The 13,328-nt window shown below is 59.9% G+C and carries 11 protein-coding genes; 4 read left to right on the top strand and 7 right to left on the bottom strand.

Annotated features, from left to right (window positions below; genetic code table 11):
- From ybeY to miaB, 3 genes are all read right to left on the bottom strand, one after another.
- Complete coding sequence (ybeY, locus tag BK658_RS24155) at positions 1-495, bottom strand: rRNA maturation RNase YbeY (RefSeq protein ID WP_123584497.1); 495 nt, start codon at positions 493-495, stop codon at positions 1-3.
- Positions 488-1,507, bottom strand: a complete 1,020-nt coding sequence (locus tag BK658_RS24150; RefSeq protein ID WP_123584496.1) for a PhoH family protein — start codon at positions 1,505-1,507, stop codon at positions 488-490. Before BK658_RS24150 ends, ybeY begins: the two co-directional genes overlap by 8 nt.
- 204 nt (positions 1,508-1,711) lie before the next feature.
- Positions 1,712-3,040 (bottom strand): tRNA (N6-isopentenyl adenosine(37)-C2)-methylthiotransferase MiaB, encoded by a 1,329-nt coding sequence (miaB, locus tag BK658_RS24145; protein ID WP_185019891.1) that lies wholly within the window; start codon positions 3,038-3,040, stop codon positions 1,712-1,714.
- Positions 3,041-3,175: 135 nt separating this feature from the next.
- Between miaB and BK658_RS24140 the strand changes: the two genes are divergently transcribed.
- On the top strand, positions 3,176-3,505 hold the full coding sequence (locus BK658_RS24140) for a DUF1820 family protein (protein WP_008052403.1): 330 nt from the start codon (positions 3,176-3,178) through the stop codon (positions 3,503-3,505).
- Positions 3,506-3,625: 120 nt separating this feature from the next.
- Here BK658_RS24140 and BK658_RS24135 read toward each other — a convergent pair whose 3' ends face one another.
- The 4 genes from BK658_RS24135 to BK658_RS24120 all read right to left on the bottom strand — a co-directional run bounded on the left by BK658_RS24135 (position 3,626) and on the right by BK658_RS24120 (position 7,160).
- Positions 3,626-4,180 carry a tetratricopeptide repeat protein gene (locus BK658_RS24135; protein ID WP_123584494.1) on the bottom strand — a complete coding sequence of 185 codons (555 nt, stop codon included), beginning with the start codon at positions 4,178-4,180 and terminating at the stop codon, positions 3,626-3,628.
- A 224-nt stretch (positions 4,181-4,404) separates the two neighbouring features.
- Positions 4,405-5,688, bottom strand: coding sequence for a glutamate-1-semialdehyde 2,1-aminomutase (gene hemL, locus BK658_RS24130; RefSeq protein WP_123584493.1), 1,284 nt, complete (start codon positions 5,686-5,688; stop codon positions 4,405-4,407).
- A gap of 32 nt (positions 5,689-5,720) precedes the next feature.
- Positions 5,721-6,344 (bottom strand): thiamine phosphate synthase, encoded by a 624-nt coding sequence (gene thiE, locus BK658_RS24125; RefSeq protein ID WP_123584492.1) that lies wholly within the window; start codon positions 6,342-6,344, stop codon positions 5,721-5,723.
- Between the two features lie 18 nt (positions 6,345-6,362).
- Positions 6,363-7,160 (bottom strand): hydroxymethylpyrimidine/phosphomethylpyrimidine kinase, encoded by a 798-nt coding sequence (locus tag BK658_RS24120; RefSeq protein ID WP_019691830.1) that lies wholly within the window; start codon positions 7,158-7,160, stop codon positions 6,363-6,365.
- A 374-nt stretch (positions 7,161-7,534) separates the two neighbouring features.
- On the opposite strand from BK658_RS24120, the gene BK658_RS24115 reads away from it, so the two are divergent.
- The 3 genes from BK658_RS24115 (at position 7,535) to amn (ending at position 13,323) form a co-directional block, all read left to right on the top strand.
- Positions 7,535-9,922: a hybrid sensor histidine kinase/response regulator gene (locus BK658_RS24115; RefSeq protein ID WP_123584561.1), complete on the top strand. Its 2,388-nt coding sequence runs from the start codon at positions 7,535-7,537 to the stop codon at positions 9,920-9,922.
- 74 nt (positions 9,923-9,996) lie between these two features.
- On the top strand, positions 9,997-11,646 hold the full coding sequence (locus BK658_RS24110; protein WP_123584491.1) for an acyl-CoA dehydrogenase family protein: 1,650 nt from the start codon (positions 9,997-9,999) through the stop codon (positions 11,644-11,646).
- Between the two features lie 177 nt (positions 11,647-11,823).
- Positions 11,824-13,323 carry an AMP nucleosidase gene (amn, locus tag BK658_RS24105; RefSeq protein WP_185019890.1) on the top strand — a complete coding sequence of 500 codons (1,500 nt, stop codon included), beginning with the start codon at positions 11,824-11,826 and terminating at the stop codon, positions 13,321-13,323.
- The last annotated feature ends 5 nt before the right edge of the window (positions 13,324-13,328 follow it).

Genomic DNA, 13,328 nt, shown 5'->3' with positions numbered 1-13,328 from the left:
TTACTCTGAATCCTTTGTTGTCACGATAGGGGATGTTTCGGTTTCGTCGTCTGCATACGGGTCAGGATGACCCAGTTCTGCAAGCAACGTTCGTTCCAGTGCTTCCATTTCCTCGGCTTCGTCGTCATCTATATGGTCGTAACCAAGCAGATGCAAGCAGCCGTGAATGACCAGATGCGCCCAATGCGCCTTCAAATCCTTGCCTTGCTCGCCCGCTTCGCGCTCGACCACTGCGACACAGATCACCAGATCACCCAGCAACGGGATGTCCAGCAATTCATCGGGCACGTCGGCAGGGAACGACAGGACGTTAGTTGCGTAATCCTTTTGACGCCAGGTGTAGTTCAGCTCGCGAGCTTCTTCCTCGTCGACCAGGCGAATGGTCAACTCGGAGTCGGCGCTGCGCTGACGCAGGGCCAGTTCGCACCATTTCCGGAATTCGGCTTCGGTGGGGGCAGGCGCTTCGGTCGCCAGTTGCAGATCAAGCTCAAGCATCGTGGCGATTGCCCTTTTCGGCGGAAAGCGTTGCAGGTTCGTCAATCAGGCGATTTTCGAAGCGCTCATAGGCTTCGACAATGCGCTGCACCAGCGGGTGGCGCACGACGTCTTTAGGTTTGAAGTGGGTAAAACTGATGCCCGGTACTTCCTTGAGCACGTCGATCACATGAATCAGCCCGGACTTGGTGCCTTTTGGCAGGTCGATCTGGGTGATGTCACCGGTGATGACTGCCGTCGAGCCGAAACCGATCCGCGTCAGGAACATCTTCATCTGTTCGACGGTGGTGTTCTGGCTTTCGTCGAGGATGATGAAGCTGTTGTTCAGCGTACGGCCACGCATGTAAGCCAGTGGCGCGACTTCGATAACCTGACGCTCGATCAGCTTGGCGACGTATTCAAAACCGAGCATTTCGTACAGCGCGTCATACAGCGGGCGCAGGTACGGGTCGATTTTTTGAGACAGGTCGCCGGGCAGGAAGCCGAGTTTCTCGCCTGCCTCGACCGCCGGGCGTACCAGCAGGATGCGGCGGATTTGCTCGCGCTCCAGCGCATCGACTGCGCAGGCAACGGCCAGATAGGTCTTGCCGGTACCGGCCGGGCCGATGCCGAAGTTGATGTCGTTGGCGAGGATTTCCTTCACGTAGCGCTGCTGATTCAAGCCGCGAGGGCGAATCATGCCTTTTTTGGTGCGCAGGGCGACGGAGGGTTCGGCGGGCGAATGGTTGTCCATTTCTTCCACGGCCGATTCCTGCAGGAACAGGTGAACCATGTCTGGCGACAGCTCGCTAGCCTTGGTTTCACGGTAGAGGCGGCGCAGAAGGTTTTCCGCAGAGGTGGTGTGCTTGAGTTCGCCGATCAATTCGAACTGATTGCCGCGATTGCGGATCACGATCGCCAGGCGCTGTTCGATCAAGCGCAAATGCTCGTCGAATTGCCCGCACAGATTGGCGAAGCGATGAGCCTCAAAGGGCTCGAGGATGAAACGATGTGGTTCTATGGGTGCGTTCAAGGTTGTTTTTAGCCGCCCTGGGGCAATGGAGATAAATCAAGGATAACGCCAGCAAGCTACGTGCGAAAGCTCTTAAATAACGCAGCGTCAAACACCAACCCTGTGGGAGCGAGCCTGCTCGCGATGACGGTCTGACATTCAACATCTATGCCGTCTGACCTGGCGCCATCGCGAGCAGGCTCGCTCCCACAGTGGCATGTGGTGTTATTGGATCAACGAGCCACGCAGCGAGTGCGGCTGTGCGGCGTCGATGTGCACGTCTGCGAACTGGCCGATCAGGGTCGGATTATCGCAGCGAAAGTTTACGATTCGATTATTCTCGGTCCGGCCTTGCAGTTCGCCCGGGTCTTTTTTCGAGTAATCGGTCACCAGGATCCGCTGGGTCGAACCGACCATTTGTCGGCTGATCTCGAAACCTTGCTGGTTGAGGCGATGTTGCAGGGCGTTCAGGCGCTCTTTTTTCAGCTCTTCCGGGGTTTCGTCGGCCAGGTCGGCAGCCGGGGTGCCCGGGCGCTGGCTGTAGACGAACGAGTAGGAGAAGTCGAAGCCGACGTCTTCAATCAGCTTCATGGTCTGTTCGAAGTCTTTTTCGGTCTCGCCGGGGAAGCCGACAATAAAGTCCGAGCTGATGCAGATACCCGGCACTGCGGCCCGCAGCTTGCGCAGCTTCGACTTGTATTCGAGCGCCGTGTGGTTGCGCTTCATGGCTGCAAGGATCCGGTCCGAACCCGACTGCACCGGCAAATGCAGGTGTTTGACCAGTTCCGGTACATCGGCGTGGGCCTGGATCAGGCTGTCGGAGAACTCCAGTGGGTGCGACGTGGTGTAGCGGATGCGGTCGATGCCATCGACAGCCGCCACCACGCGGATCAGTTCGGCCAGATCGGCCAGGCGCCCATCGTGAGTCAGGCCGCGATAGCCGTTGACGTTCTGCCCCAGCAGGGTGACTTCACGCACGCCATTCTCGGCCAGGTGAATGATCTCGGCGATCACGTCGTCGAACGGCCGGCTGACTTCTTCGCCACGGGTATAGGGCACTACGCAGAAGGTGCAGTACTTGCTGCAACCTTCCATCACCGACACATAGGCGCTTGGGCCATCGATGCGCGGTTCTGGCAGGTGGTCGAATTTTTCGATTTCCGGGAACGAGACGTCGACTTGCGGCAGTTTGGTCAGGCGCGCGGCGTCGATCATTTCCGGTAGGCGGTGCAGGGTCTGCGGGCCGAAGACCACGTCGACATAGGGCGCACGGTCGCGGATTGCCGCGCCTTCCTGGCTGGCCACGCAACCGCCGACGGCGATGACCATTTCCGGGTTGGCGAGCTTCAGTTCGCGCCAGCGGCCAAGCTGGGAGTACACCCGGTCCTGGGCGCGTTCGCGAATCGAGCAGGTGTTGAGCAGGATGACGTCTGCGTCTTCGGCGCGCGCCGTCACTTCCAGGGCCTGATGTTCGCCCAGCAGATCAACCATGCGCGAGCTGTCGTACTCGTTCATCTGGCAACCGTGGGTTTCGATATAAAGCTTCTTGGCCATGGACGGGTTCATCACGTGATTCAAAGAACCGTGCATTATAGGGAACAAGTCCCCAGGTTCCTACCGTCGTGCGTCCAGCGGCTATGCTATAGTTCGCGCCCTCATTTTTATCCCTCGATGTGTTGCTCGCCCACCATGACCAAACGTGAAGCTCCAATCTACAAGGTGATTTTCCTCAATCAGGGCCAGGTGTTCGAAATGTACGCCAAGCAGATCTATCAAAGTGATCTGTGGGGCTTTCTGGAAGTGGAAGAGTTCGTCTTTGGCGAGCGCACGCAAGTGGTCGTCGATCCGAGCGAAGAGAAGCTCAAGGCTCAGTTCGAGGGCGTGGTGCGCAGTTTTGTGCCGATGCATTCGATTGTGCGCATCGACGAAGTCGAGCGTATGGGCACCCCGAAGATCAGCGAAGCCCGTGGCGCGGTCGGCAATGTCATGCCGTTTCCGATGCCGATGCCTGAGAAGTAGTTGATTGAGTGATCGTTCCCACGCTCTGCGTGGGAATGCCGCTGCCGACGCTCTGCGTCGGGTGACGCAGAGCGTCACTGGATGAATTCCCACGCAGAGCGTGGGAACTAGCTGACTACCTTAAGGAAGAGGTGAGAAAGGCGTACGCCCGTCCGCGCTTTGCAGTTCCATCAGGTATTTACGGAAAATTTGCCCCAGCACCTGGGTAGCGACTTCCAGTTCATTGCGTTGCATGTGCTCGGCGACTTCGTCGGCGGTGTCCAGCGCATCTTCTGCGCCGTTGACCGCGGCCATTTTCAGCACGATATACGCCTGAACGTTATTGGCCGGCACGCCTTCGCCATGGAAGAACATGATGCCGAGTTTGAATTGCGCCTGAGCGTGGCCTTGCAGCGAAGCTTTTTCGAAGTAGCTCAGGGCTTGATTGAGGTCGCGCGGCACGCGTTTGCCGTCGTAGTAGAACTCGCCCAACTCGTATTGCGCTTCCGCATCCCCGGCGTCTGACGCTTTCTGGCAGGCGGCGAGCGCCTCCTTCAGGTCTTCAGGCTGGGTATTGAGGGTGCAACGACCCATCGCTGGGATCAACAACGAGTTGCCGCCTGCTTGTGCATGCGCGAGCAGGGGCTGAAGGAGCAACAGGCAGCCCAGTGCAAGGGCGCGGCCGGTGCGGTTCATGGGAATCGACTTACCTCTGAAGGGCGCGCGGACCCGTCGAGGGATCCAATAAGCGCGCATTATGAAATAAGCAGGACCCACCTTACAAAGTCTTTACTCGTTTTTCTGCCGCGCGGGGATTATATCTGCTGCTTTTTGCGGAATTATCGGTGTTGCGTAAGAAATTAACGTAGGCATGTGGGATAAAGCTGACGCCGACAATCGTCGACGTCAGCGTCTATCGCTTACTTCAACGCAGCGAATGCACGTTCAGCGGCGTCCAGCGTCAGCTTCAGCTCGGCTTCGCCGTGAGCAATCGAGGTGAAACCGGCTTCGAAAGCGCTCGGTGCCAGGTAGACGCCACCTTCGAGCATCAGGTGGAAGAAGCGCTTGAACAGGTTGGCATCGCTGGCCATCACGTCATCGAAGGTCACGATGTCGTCGGCGCCGCTGAAGTACAGGCCAAACATGCCACCGGCCTGGGTGGTCACGAACGGGATGCCAGCGGCGTCGGCGCGCTGTTGCAGGCCATCGAGCAGGCGACTGGTGTACTCGCTGAGTTCGGCGTGGAAGCCCGGGCGGCTGATCAGGCGCAGGGTGGTCAGGCCAGCGGCCATGGCCAGTGGGTTACCCGACAGGGTGCCTGCCTGGTAAACCGGGCCCAGTGGTGCGATGTGCGACATGATTTCGCGTTTGCCGCCGAAGCAGCCGACCGGCATGCCGCCACCGATGATCTTGCCGAAGGTGCTCAGGTCCGGGGTCACGCCGTAGTGTGCCTGGGCACCACCGAGGGCGACGCGGAAACCGGTCATCACTTCGTCGAAAATCAGCACCACGCCGTGTTTGTCACACAAGGTACGCAGGCCTTCGAGGAAACCTGGCGCTGGCGGCACGCAGTTCATGTTGCCCGCCACGGGCTCGACGATGATGCACGCCACTTCCTGGCCAACCTCGGCGAGCATTTTTTCAACGGCGTCGATGTCGTTGAATGGCAGCGTCAGGGTGTGTTTGGCGAAGGCGGCAGGAACCCCGGCAGAACTTGGCACGCCTTGGGTCAGCAGGCCGGAGCCGGCTTTCACCAGCAGGCTGTCGGAGTGACCGTGGTAGCACCCTTCGAACTTGATGATGCTGTCGCGGCCGGTGAAGCCGCGGGCCAGGCGAATGGCGCTCATGGTCGCTTCGGTGCCGGAGCTGACCATGCGGACCATTTCCATCGACGGCACGATCGAGCAGACCAGGTCGGCCATCTCGGTTTCCATCTCGGTCGGGGCGCCGTAGGACAGACCGTGGTCAAGCTGCTTGCGCACGGCGTCGAGCACGTCCGGGTGGCTGTGGCCGAGAATCATCGGGCCCCAGGAGCCGACGTAATCGACATAACGCTTGTCGTCTTCGTCCGTCACGTAGGCGCCTTCGGCGTGCTTGAAGAACAACGGCGTGCCGCCGACGCTCTTGAAGGCACGAACAGGCGAGTTCACACCGCCGGGAATGTGTTTCTGGGCATTGGCAAACAGGGTTTCGGAACGAGACATGATTGGGCTCTCAAAAATCGGTAATTGAATACTTAAACTTTGAACAAGTCGTTGAAGGCGCGAGCACGGCGCGTCACTTCTTGAGTGTCTTGGGCACCAAACAGCCCGTGAACCACGGCCAGCAGATCAACCCCGTGGGCCACCAGCGGGGCGGCGTTGTCGAGGGTGATGCCGCCGATCGCGCAGATCGGCAGGTGCAGTTTGCTGCGGGCCTGGTCGAGCAGTTCGAGACTGCATGTCGGCGCGCCGGGCTTGGTATTGGAATTGAAGAAGCGGCCGAAGGCGACGTAACTGGCGCCTTCCTTTGCTGCTTGTTCGGCGAGTTCGAGTTGTGCGTGGCAGGTCGAACCGATAATCGCCTGGCGACCCAGCAGCGAACGGGCCGGGGTCAGCGGGCCATCGGTCTGCCCCAGGTGTACGCCGACGCCCAGGCGCGCGGCCAGTTCGGCGTCGTCATTGATGATCAGCTGGGTCTTGTAGCGTCCGCACAGGTCATGCAAGGCCTCGGCCTCACGCAGTCGGCGGGCCTCGTCGCTGCTTTTGTCGCGGTACTGCAGCAGCGTGACGCCGCCGTCCAGCGCAGCCTCCACGTAAGGCAGGAACTTGCCGGCCAGCAGTTGGCTGTCGGTAATGGCGTACAGGCCACGTAATCTCATCGTGCAGGCCTCATGACGTTACGAGCAAAAGTCCAGCGGCAGACGGCGTGGCACGAACTGGCCTTTGCCCAGCTGTTCGGCGTCTCGCAGGGTGCGCCACGTGTAATTGAGTGCCGACTGTACCGCGCTGGCCAGGTGTTCGCCTTGGGCCAGACGTCCGGCCAGAGCGCTGGCCAAGGTGCAGCCTGAACCATGATAGCTGCCGGGCAGACGCTGGCAGGTGTAGGTGTGGCGGCTGCCGTCGCGGCTGTACAGGCGATTATGCACTTCGTGTTCGTCACCATGACCGCCGGTGATCAGCAGGTGTTTGACGTAAGGCAGGAGTTTCTCTGCGCATTCATCCGCCGTGCCTTCGGGCAGTTCGGCAAGGATGCGTGCTTCCGGGAGGTTAGGGGTGGCGATGATCGCCAGTGGCAGCAGGCGCTCGCGCATGGCGTAGCCGACCTCGTCCTTGCCCAGTCGTCCACCACCGCCGGCGCGCAGCACCGGGTCACAGACCACCGGCAAATGCGGATGCGCCTGAAGCAGTTCGACCACGGTGTCGACCATTTCCAGTGAACCGAGCATACCCAGCTTGACCGCCGCGACCGTCGAGTCGTTGAGCACGGCGTTGGCTTGTGCCAGCACCCACTCACGGTCGAGAACGCGGAAGTCGCTGACGTTGACCGTGTCTTGCACGGTCAGCGCAGTAACTGCCGGGGCAGCGTGACAACCCTGAGCGAGCAGGGCTTCGATATCTGCCTGCAAGCCGGCGCCACCACTTGGGTCGTGGCCGGAGAGACAGAGGACAACGGGGCGAGAGCTGTAGATATTCATGGTGCGCGAGCTTACCACCAAACATCTTTTTTCGGTGTGCATGCTCGTCAGTGCTGCCTGTTGGAAGATCAAAAGATCGCAGGCTTCGCCAGCTCCTACAGAGGTCGCGAATGAAAGCCAATCCGCAGGAGTTGCCGAAGGTTCGGGCCGCGTTCGGACGATTTTCTCGCGGCGAACGAATCGCTCTAGCTCAATTGATTGCGCTGAAACGCCCGCTCTAGAGCCTTTAGACTAAATTTTCCAATGGTGCTCAATGGCCATCAACGGCTATGCTAGAGTGGATCCAAACCAATAACAGGTAATGCCGGTTTTACGTCTACTCAAAGGGAATGGGGGGCTTCCTGACACAACCGGACTGGCCACGCTGGGGCTTTATGCGCTATTTGCTGATGTTGCTGTTGAGCTTGCCGATGTCGGCGGCCGCAGCCGATTTTGATGAGCTCACCCAAAGCCTCCCCTTGGGACGAGTCATGCAGGTGTACGAAGATGTCGCCGGCACTGCATCCATCGCCGATGTACGCGCGCAAGCGGCGGCCGGCAACTTCAAGACCCACGACAAAGACACGCTGAACGCCGGTTACTCGCATTCGGTGTTCTGGTTGAAAGTCGATCTGCACTACCGCCCGAACAACCCCGACGCTCAACGCACCTGGCTGCTGGAGTTGGCCTATCCGCCGATGGATCATATCGACCTCTATCTGCCGGACAGCACCGGCGAATATCGATTGGCCAGTCGTACCGGCGATACCTTGCCTTTCTCCAGTAGGCAGATCCGGCAAAACAACTACCTGTTCAAACTGGACTTCGTTCCCGATCAGCGCGAAACGCTGTACTTGCGCCTGCAAAGCGAGGGTTCGATCCAGGCGCCACTGACCCTTTGGTCGAGCACCGCCTATCTGGAAGACCTGCCCTTGCGCCTGTATGTGCTCGGTCTGATTTACGGCGTACTGCTCGGGATGCTGGTCTACAACCTGTTCATCTACCTGAGCGTGCGTGACACCAGTTACCTCTATTACATCGTCTATATCGCCTCGTTCGGTCTCTATCAGTTGTCGGTCAATGGTGCTGCGGACGAGTACTTCTGGCCGAACAGTCCGTGGTGGGCTAACGCCGCGACACCGTTCTTTATCGGTTTGGCGGCGCTGTTTGGCAGCCAGTTCGCCCGCAGCTTCCTGCAAACCGCCAGCCACACGCGCTGGCTCGATCGTTTGCTGCTGGTGCTGATTGCTTGCAGCGCGGTGGTAGTCGGTCTGTCGTTGATGACCAGCTATGCACTGGCTCTGCGCCTGGCGACGACATTGGCACTGGTCTTCATCGTGGTGATTTTCGCCGCCGGGGTCTTCGCCTGGTGGCGTGGCTTGCGCGTGGCGCGTTACTTCATCATTGCCTGGACAGCATTTTTGTTGGGCGGCATCGTCAACACGCTGATGGTGCTCGGCTATCTGCCCAACGTGTTCCTGACCATGTATGCCAGTCAGATCGGCTCCGCGATCGAAGTTGCGCTGCTGTCGCTGGCCCTGGCTGACCGGATCAACGCCATGCGCGAGCAGCAGGCGCAAACGCTGTTTGACGCCGGGCAGAAGCTCGAAGTGTTGAACCAGCAACTGGCCCGCAGTAACCAGCTCAAGGATGAATTTCTCGCGACGCTGACCCACGAACTGCGCACGCCTATGAATGGCGTGATCGGTTCACTGGAATTGATGCAGACCGTCGACCTCGATCCGGAGCTTGAGCAGTATCAACAAACGGCTGCCGGTTCGGCGCGGGACATGATGCGCATGGTCAACGGCATTCTGACCCTGACTGAATTGCAGGCTGGCCGACTCAAGGTGTACCCCGAAACGTTTAGCTTGCGCGCGATGGTTGAGACCTTGCAGCAGCAGTTTGCCGCTAATGCCGCAAGCAAGGCGCTGGACTTCAAGGTCGATCTGACTCCCGGGCTACCTGACCGTCTGCACGGTGACAGCACCAAGCTGGCGCAAGGTCTGGAGTGCTTGCTGGATAACGCGATCAAGTTCACCCGGGTGGGTGGACTGGCTTTGCGGGTCAGCGGCAAGTTTGCCGAGGAGGGGCGTCTGGCGCTGTCTTTTGCCGTGATCGACACCGGCATCGGCTTCACCGATCTGGGTGAAACCTCGCTGTATCAGCGGTTCTTCCAGCTCGACGGCTCGATGACGCGCGAATACGGTGGGTTGGGTGTCGGTCTGGCGATTTGTCGGCAATTGGTCGAGCTGCTTGGCGGACGTTTGACTCATCGTTCCGAGCCCGGACGCGGTAGCCGCTTTCAGCTTGATGTCGAGTTTGACGTGGTGAATGTTGTGCAACCGGTTGTCGCTCAATCGCGTCAGGTTCACGGTGGTGTCCGTTTACGCGTGCCGCAGGACTGCACGGTGTTGCTGGTCGACGACAACAGCATTAATCAATTGGTGGTGCGTGGCATGTTGCTCAAGCTCGGCTATCGGGTTCGCAGCGCCGACAGCGGTGAGGCGGCGCTGGAGTTTCTGCGTCGCGAATCGTTCGACGCAGTGCTGATCGACTGCCCGTTGCCGCTGCTCGACGGACTGTCGCTCGACAGCCGGATCCGCGCACTGCCCGGTTATGCCGAGTTGCCGGTGCTGGCTGCGGTGGTCTCTGCACAGGGCCTGGATCTTGAGCAGGGATTGACCGATTACCTCGGCAAACCGGTGAAATTCGAGGAGTTGCAGGCGATACTCTATCGTCGGGTGCTTTGCCCTAGACAGGGTGAAAGCGCCGACATTTAGGCGGATATGCCACTTTGTTCGGTGGGGAGGCGGTGCTTAACTGAAGGTCTCAGCTGACCCAAGGAGGCCCCGCCATGAACCTGCATCAGTTCGCCGAAACCCACGAAGTCACCAACCAGCCGCCATCGCTGGACGGGACCAACCTCTACCGAATCGACCTGCCGTTGCAAGAGTGGGCGCGGCGTTTCGGGGCGGGTTGGGCTGACTCGCGCATCGATGCGTATGGCGCTTTGGCCGGTGGTCTGTTGATGGAAGCGGGGTTCCTGGCCAACCAGAACAAACCAGTCTTCACCAGCCATGATCGCTACGGCCATCGCGTCGATCTGGTGGAGTTTCACCCGGCCTACCATGAACTCATGCGTACGGCCGTCGAGCACGGCTTGACCTCCTTGCCCTGGACCGATCCGCAATCGGGTGCCCACGTTGCTCGTGCGGCCATGAGCTACCTGCACAGCCAGGCCGACGCCGGCAGTGGCTGCCCGCTGACCATGACTTTCGCGAGCGTCCCGGCGTTGCGCCTGCAACCGGACATCGCGAAGCAATGGCTGCCGAAAATTCTCGCCACCGACTATGACCCGCGCAATGTCGGCATGGCCCACAAGGCCGGCGTCACCATCGGCATGGCAATGACCGAGAAACAGGGCGGCACCGACGTTCGGGCCAACACCACCAAGGCTTACCCGGTCGGCGCTGCGGGCCCCGGCCAGGCGTATGAGCTGGTGGGGCACAAATGGTTCTGCTCGGCGCCGATGTGCGACGCTTTCCTGACCCTGGCGCAAACCGACAAGGGCCTGACCTGTTTCCTGCTGCCACGCCATCGCCCGGATGACACGCGCAACCAGTTCTACATCCAGCGGCTGAAAAACAAACTCGGCAATTGGTCCAATGCCTCCAGCGAAGTCGAGTTTCGCGGGGCGCTGGCGTGGATGATCGGCGAAGAAGGCCGCGGCGTGCCGACCATCATCGAGATGGTGGCCATGACCCGCTTCGATTGCATGGTCGGCTCCAGCGCCCTGATGCGTCAGGCATTGACCCAGGCCAGCCATCACTGCGCCCACCGGAAGGTTGGCGGCAAATTGCTCAGTGAACAACCGTTGATGCAAAACGTGCTCGCCGACCTGGCGCTCGAAAGCGAAGCCGCGCTGGCCTTGAGCCTGCGTATGGGCCGGGCGCTGGATCACCTTGATGACACTCAGGAGGCCAAATTCGCCCGACTGGTAACGGCAGTGGGCAAATACTGGATCTGCAAACGTGCGCCGGCCATGATCAACGAAGCCGCCGAATGCATGGGCGGTGCAGGTTACGTCGAAGAAAGCATCTTGCCGCGCCTGTACCGTGAGGCTCCGGTGAACTCGACGTGGGAAGGTTCCGGCAACGTTCAGTGCCTTGACGTGTTGCGAGCGCTGTCGAAAGAGCCGGGTGTGCTCGATGTGCTGTTCAGCGAGCTGGGCGATGGTCATGGCGACAAGCGTCTGGCCGCGCACATCAGTCAGTTGCAGGTGGCGTTCAAGGACACCGATGACATTCAGTATCGCGCCCGACAACTGACCGAAGACATCGCCCTGGGCCTGCAAGCCAAGCTGCTGCTCGAAGCGGGCAACGCCGCCGTCAGTGATGCCTTCATCGCCAGCCGGTTGGGAACGGCTGGCCGGGTTTACGGCACCTTGCCGCGTGGTCTGGATGTGGAAGCGATTGTGGCGCGTTCCACCCCGCAAGGCTTCTGATCATCATCTACCTTTGTGGGAGCGAGCCTGCTCGCGATGACGGATTAACATTCAACATTGATGCTGGCTGTTACACCGCTATCGCGAGCAGGCTCGCTCCCACAGGGTATTTCAGTGCATCAGCAATGGTGTATAGCCAACACGCAATGGTTTCCGTGAAGCGATGTTGCAGGCAAGATGAAGGTCTGCAAGTCAGAACACAGGAAGCTGATCGTGACCGAAGCCTTTATTGTCGTTCAAACCGCCGAACAAGCCGTCGATCGGCTTGCCGCTCTGCACGAGCGGGCTACTACTGCGTTGAGTCAGGCGCTCAAGCGTTATCTGAAGGATCGCATCGAGCCCGACGCCGAGCAGCGTGCGATGTTTCGTTATCCAGAATTACGCCTGACCTACCTTTGTCAGGGTGAGGTCCCACAGACCACGCGGGCTTACGCCAAGGTCCAGTTGCCGGGGACCTACAGCGTCACCGTCACCCATCCGGCGGCTTTCCGTAAGTATTTGCTGGAGCAACTGGTACCGCTGATGCACGACTTCACCGTGACGGTGGAAGTCGGCGTCAGTGAGCAGAACATCCCGTATCCGTATGTGGTCGAGCAGGGCGATGAGCTGGCGGGCTCCGGCGTCACTGCGGCGGTACTGGCGCGAGTGTTCCCGAGCACCGATTTGTCGGCTGCCACCGACGGCATTGCCGATGGTTTGTACGATTGGGAAAACACCGATCCGCTGCCATTGGCGTTGTTTGATGCAGCGCGAGTGGATTTCTCCCTGCGCCGTCTGGTGCACTACACCGGCAGCGACTGGCGCCATGTGCAGCCGTGGATCCTGCTGACCAACTACCACCGTTATGTCGACCAGTTCATCACTCATGGTCTGGAGCAACTGCGCAACGATCCGCGCTTCGTGCGCATGGTCTTGCCGGGCAACGTGATCATTGAAAAGAGCATGGATCACGGCGAAGCGTCGGCCATTGCCGCAGGCGTGGTCTGGCACCGTTATCAGATGCCGGCCTATCACCTGCAAGCCTCTGACGGTCACGGCGTAACCCTGGTGAACATTGGCGTGGGCCCGTCCAACGCCAAGAACATCACCGACCATTTGGCTGTATTGCGCCCGCATTGCTGGCTGATGATCGGTCACTGCGGCGGCCTGCGGCAGTCGCAGACCATTGGTGATTACGTGCTGGCCCACGCTTATATGCGTCGCGACGGGATTCTCGACCGGGTGGTGCCGCCGAACATTCCGATTCCGGCCCTGGCCGAAGTGCAGATGGCCTTGCAGCAAGCGGCAGCCAACGTCACCGGCGAAAAGGGCGATGACCTGAAAAAACGCCTGCGCACTGGCACCGTGCTGACCTACGACGACCGTAACTGGGAACTACGCTGGGCTCAGGAGCGACCGTTGATCAACCTGTCTCGCGCGGTTGCCGTGGACATGGAAAGCGGCACCATCGCCGCGCAAGGCTACCGTTTGCGCGTGCCTTACGGCACCTTGCTGTGTGTTTCGGACAAGCCGCTGCACAGCGAAATCAAGTTGCCGGGTTCGGCTAACGCCTTCTATGAGCGTGCGGTCAGTCAGCACTTGAAGATCGGCATCGCGGCGGTGGATCTGTTGCGCACCGAGCTCAACTCGTTGCACTCGCGCAAACTGCGCAGCTTCGACGAACCGCCGTTCCGCTGATTGTT

Origin of the sequence: Pseudomonas brassicacearum (assembly GCF_003732175.1) — a bacterium.
In the GTDB taxonomy this organism is placed as follows: Bacteria; Pseudomonadota; Gammaproteobacteria; order Pseudomonadales; family Pseudomonadaceae; genus Aquipseudomonas; species Aquipseudomonas brassicacearum_G.
This window is presented reverse-complemented; position numbering and strand designations above follow the sequence as displayed.

Excerpts from the sequence above, each read along its gene's own strand:
- BK658_RS24115 (WP_123584561.1), top strand. The coding sequence starts at position 7,535 with ATGCGCTATTTGCTGATGTTGCTGTTGAGCTTGCCGATGTCGGCGGCC.
- BK658_RS24110 (WP_123584491.1), top strand. The coding sequence starts at position 9,997 with ATGAACCTGCATCAGTTCGCCGAAACCCACGAAGTCACCAACCAGCCG.
- BK658_RS24120 (WP_019691830.1), bottom strand. The coding sequence starts at position 7,160 with ATGAATATCTACAGCTCTCGCCCCGTTGTCCTCTGTCTCTCCGGCCAC.
- amn (WP_185019890.1), top strand. The coding sequence starts at position 11,824 with ATGAAGGTCTGCAAGTCAGAACACAGGAAGCTGATCGTGACCGAAGCC.
- BK658_RS24135 (WP_123584494.1), bottom strand. The coding sequence starts at position 4,180 with ATGAACCGCACCGGCCGCGCCCTTGCACTGGGCTGCCTGTTGCTCCTT.
- thiE (WP_123584492.1), bottom strand. The coding sequence starts at position 6,344 with ATGAGATTACGTGGCCTGTACGCCATTACCGACAGCCAACTGCTGGCC.
- hemL (WP_123584493.1), bottom strand. The coding sequence starts at position 5,688 with ATGTCTCGTTCCGAAACCCTGTTTGCCAATGCCCAGAAACACATTCCC.
- ybeY (WP_123584497.1), bottom strand. The coding sequence starts at position 495 with ATGCTTGAGCTTGATCTGCAACTGGCGACCGAAGCGCCTGCCCCCACC.
- BK658_RS24140 (WP_008052403.1), top strand. The coding sequence starts at position 3,176 with ATGACCAAACGTGAAGCTCCAATCTACAAGGTGATTTTCCTCAATCAG.
- miaB (WP_185019891.1), bottom strand. The coding sequence starts at position 3,040 with ATGGCCAAGAAGCTTTATATCGAAACCCACGGTTGCCAGATGAACGAG.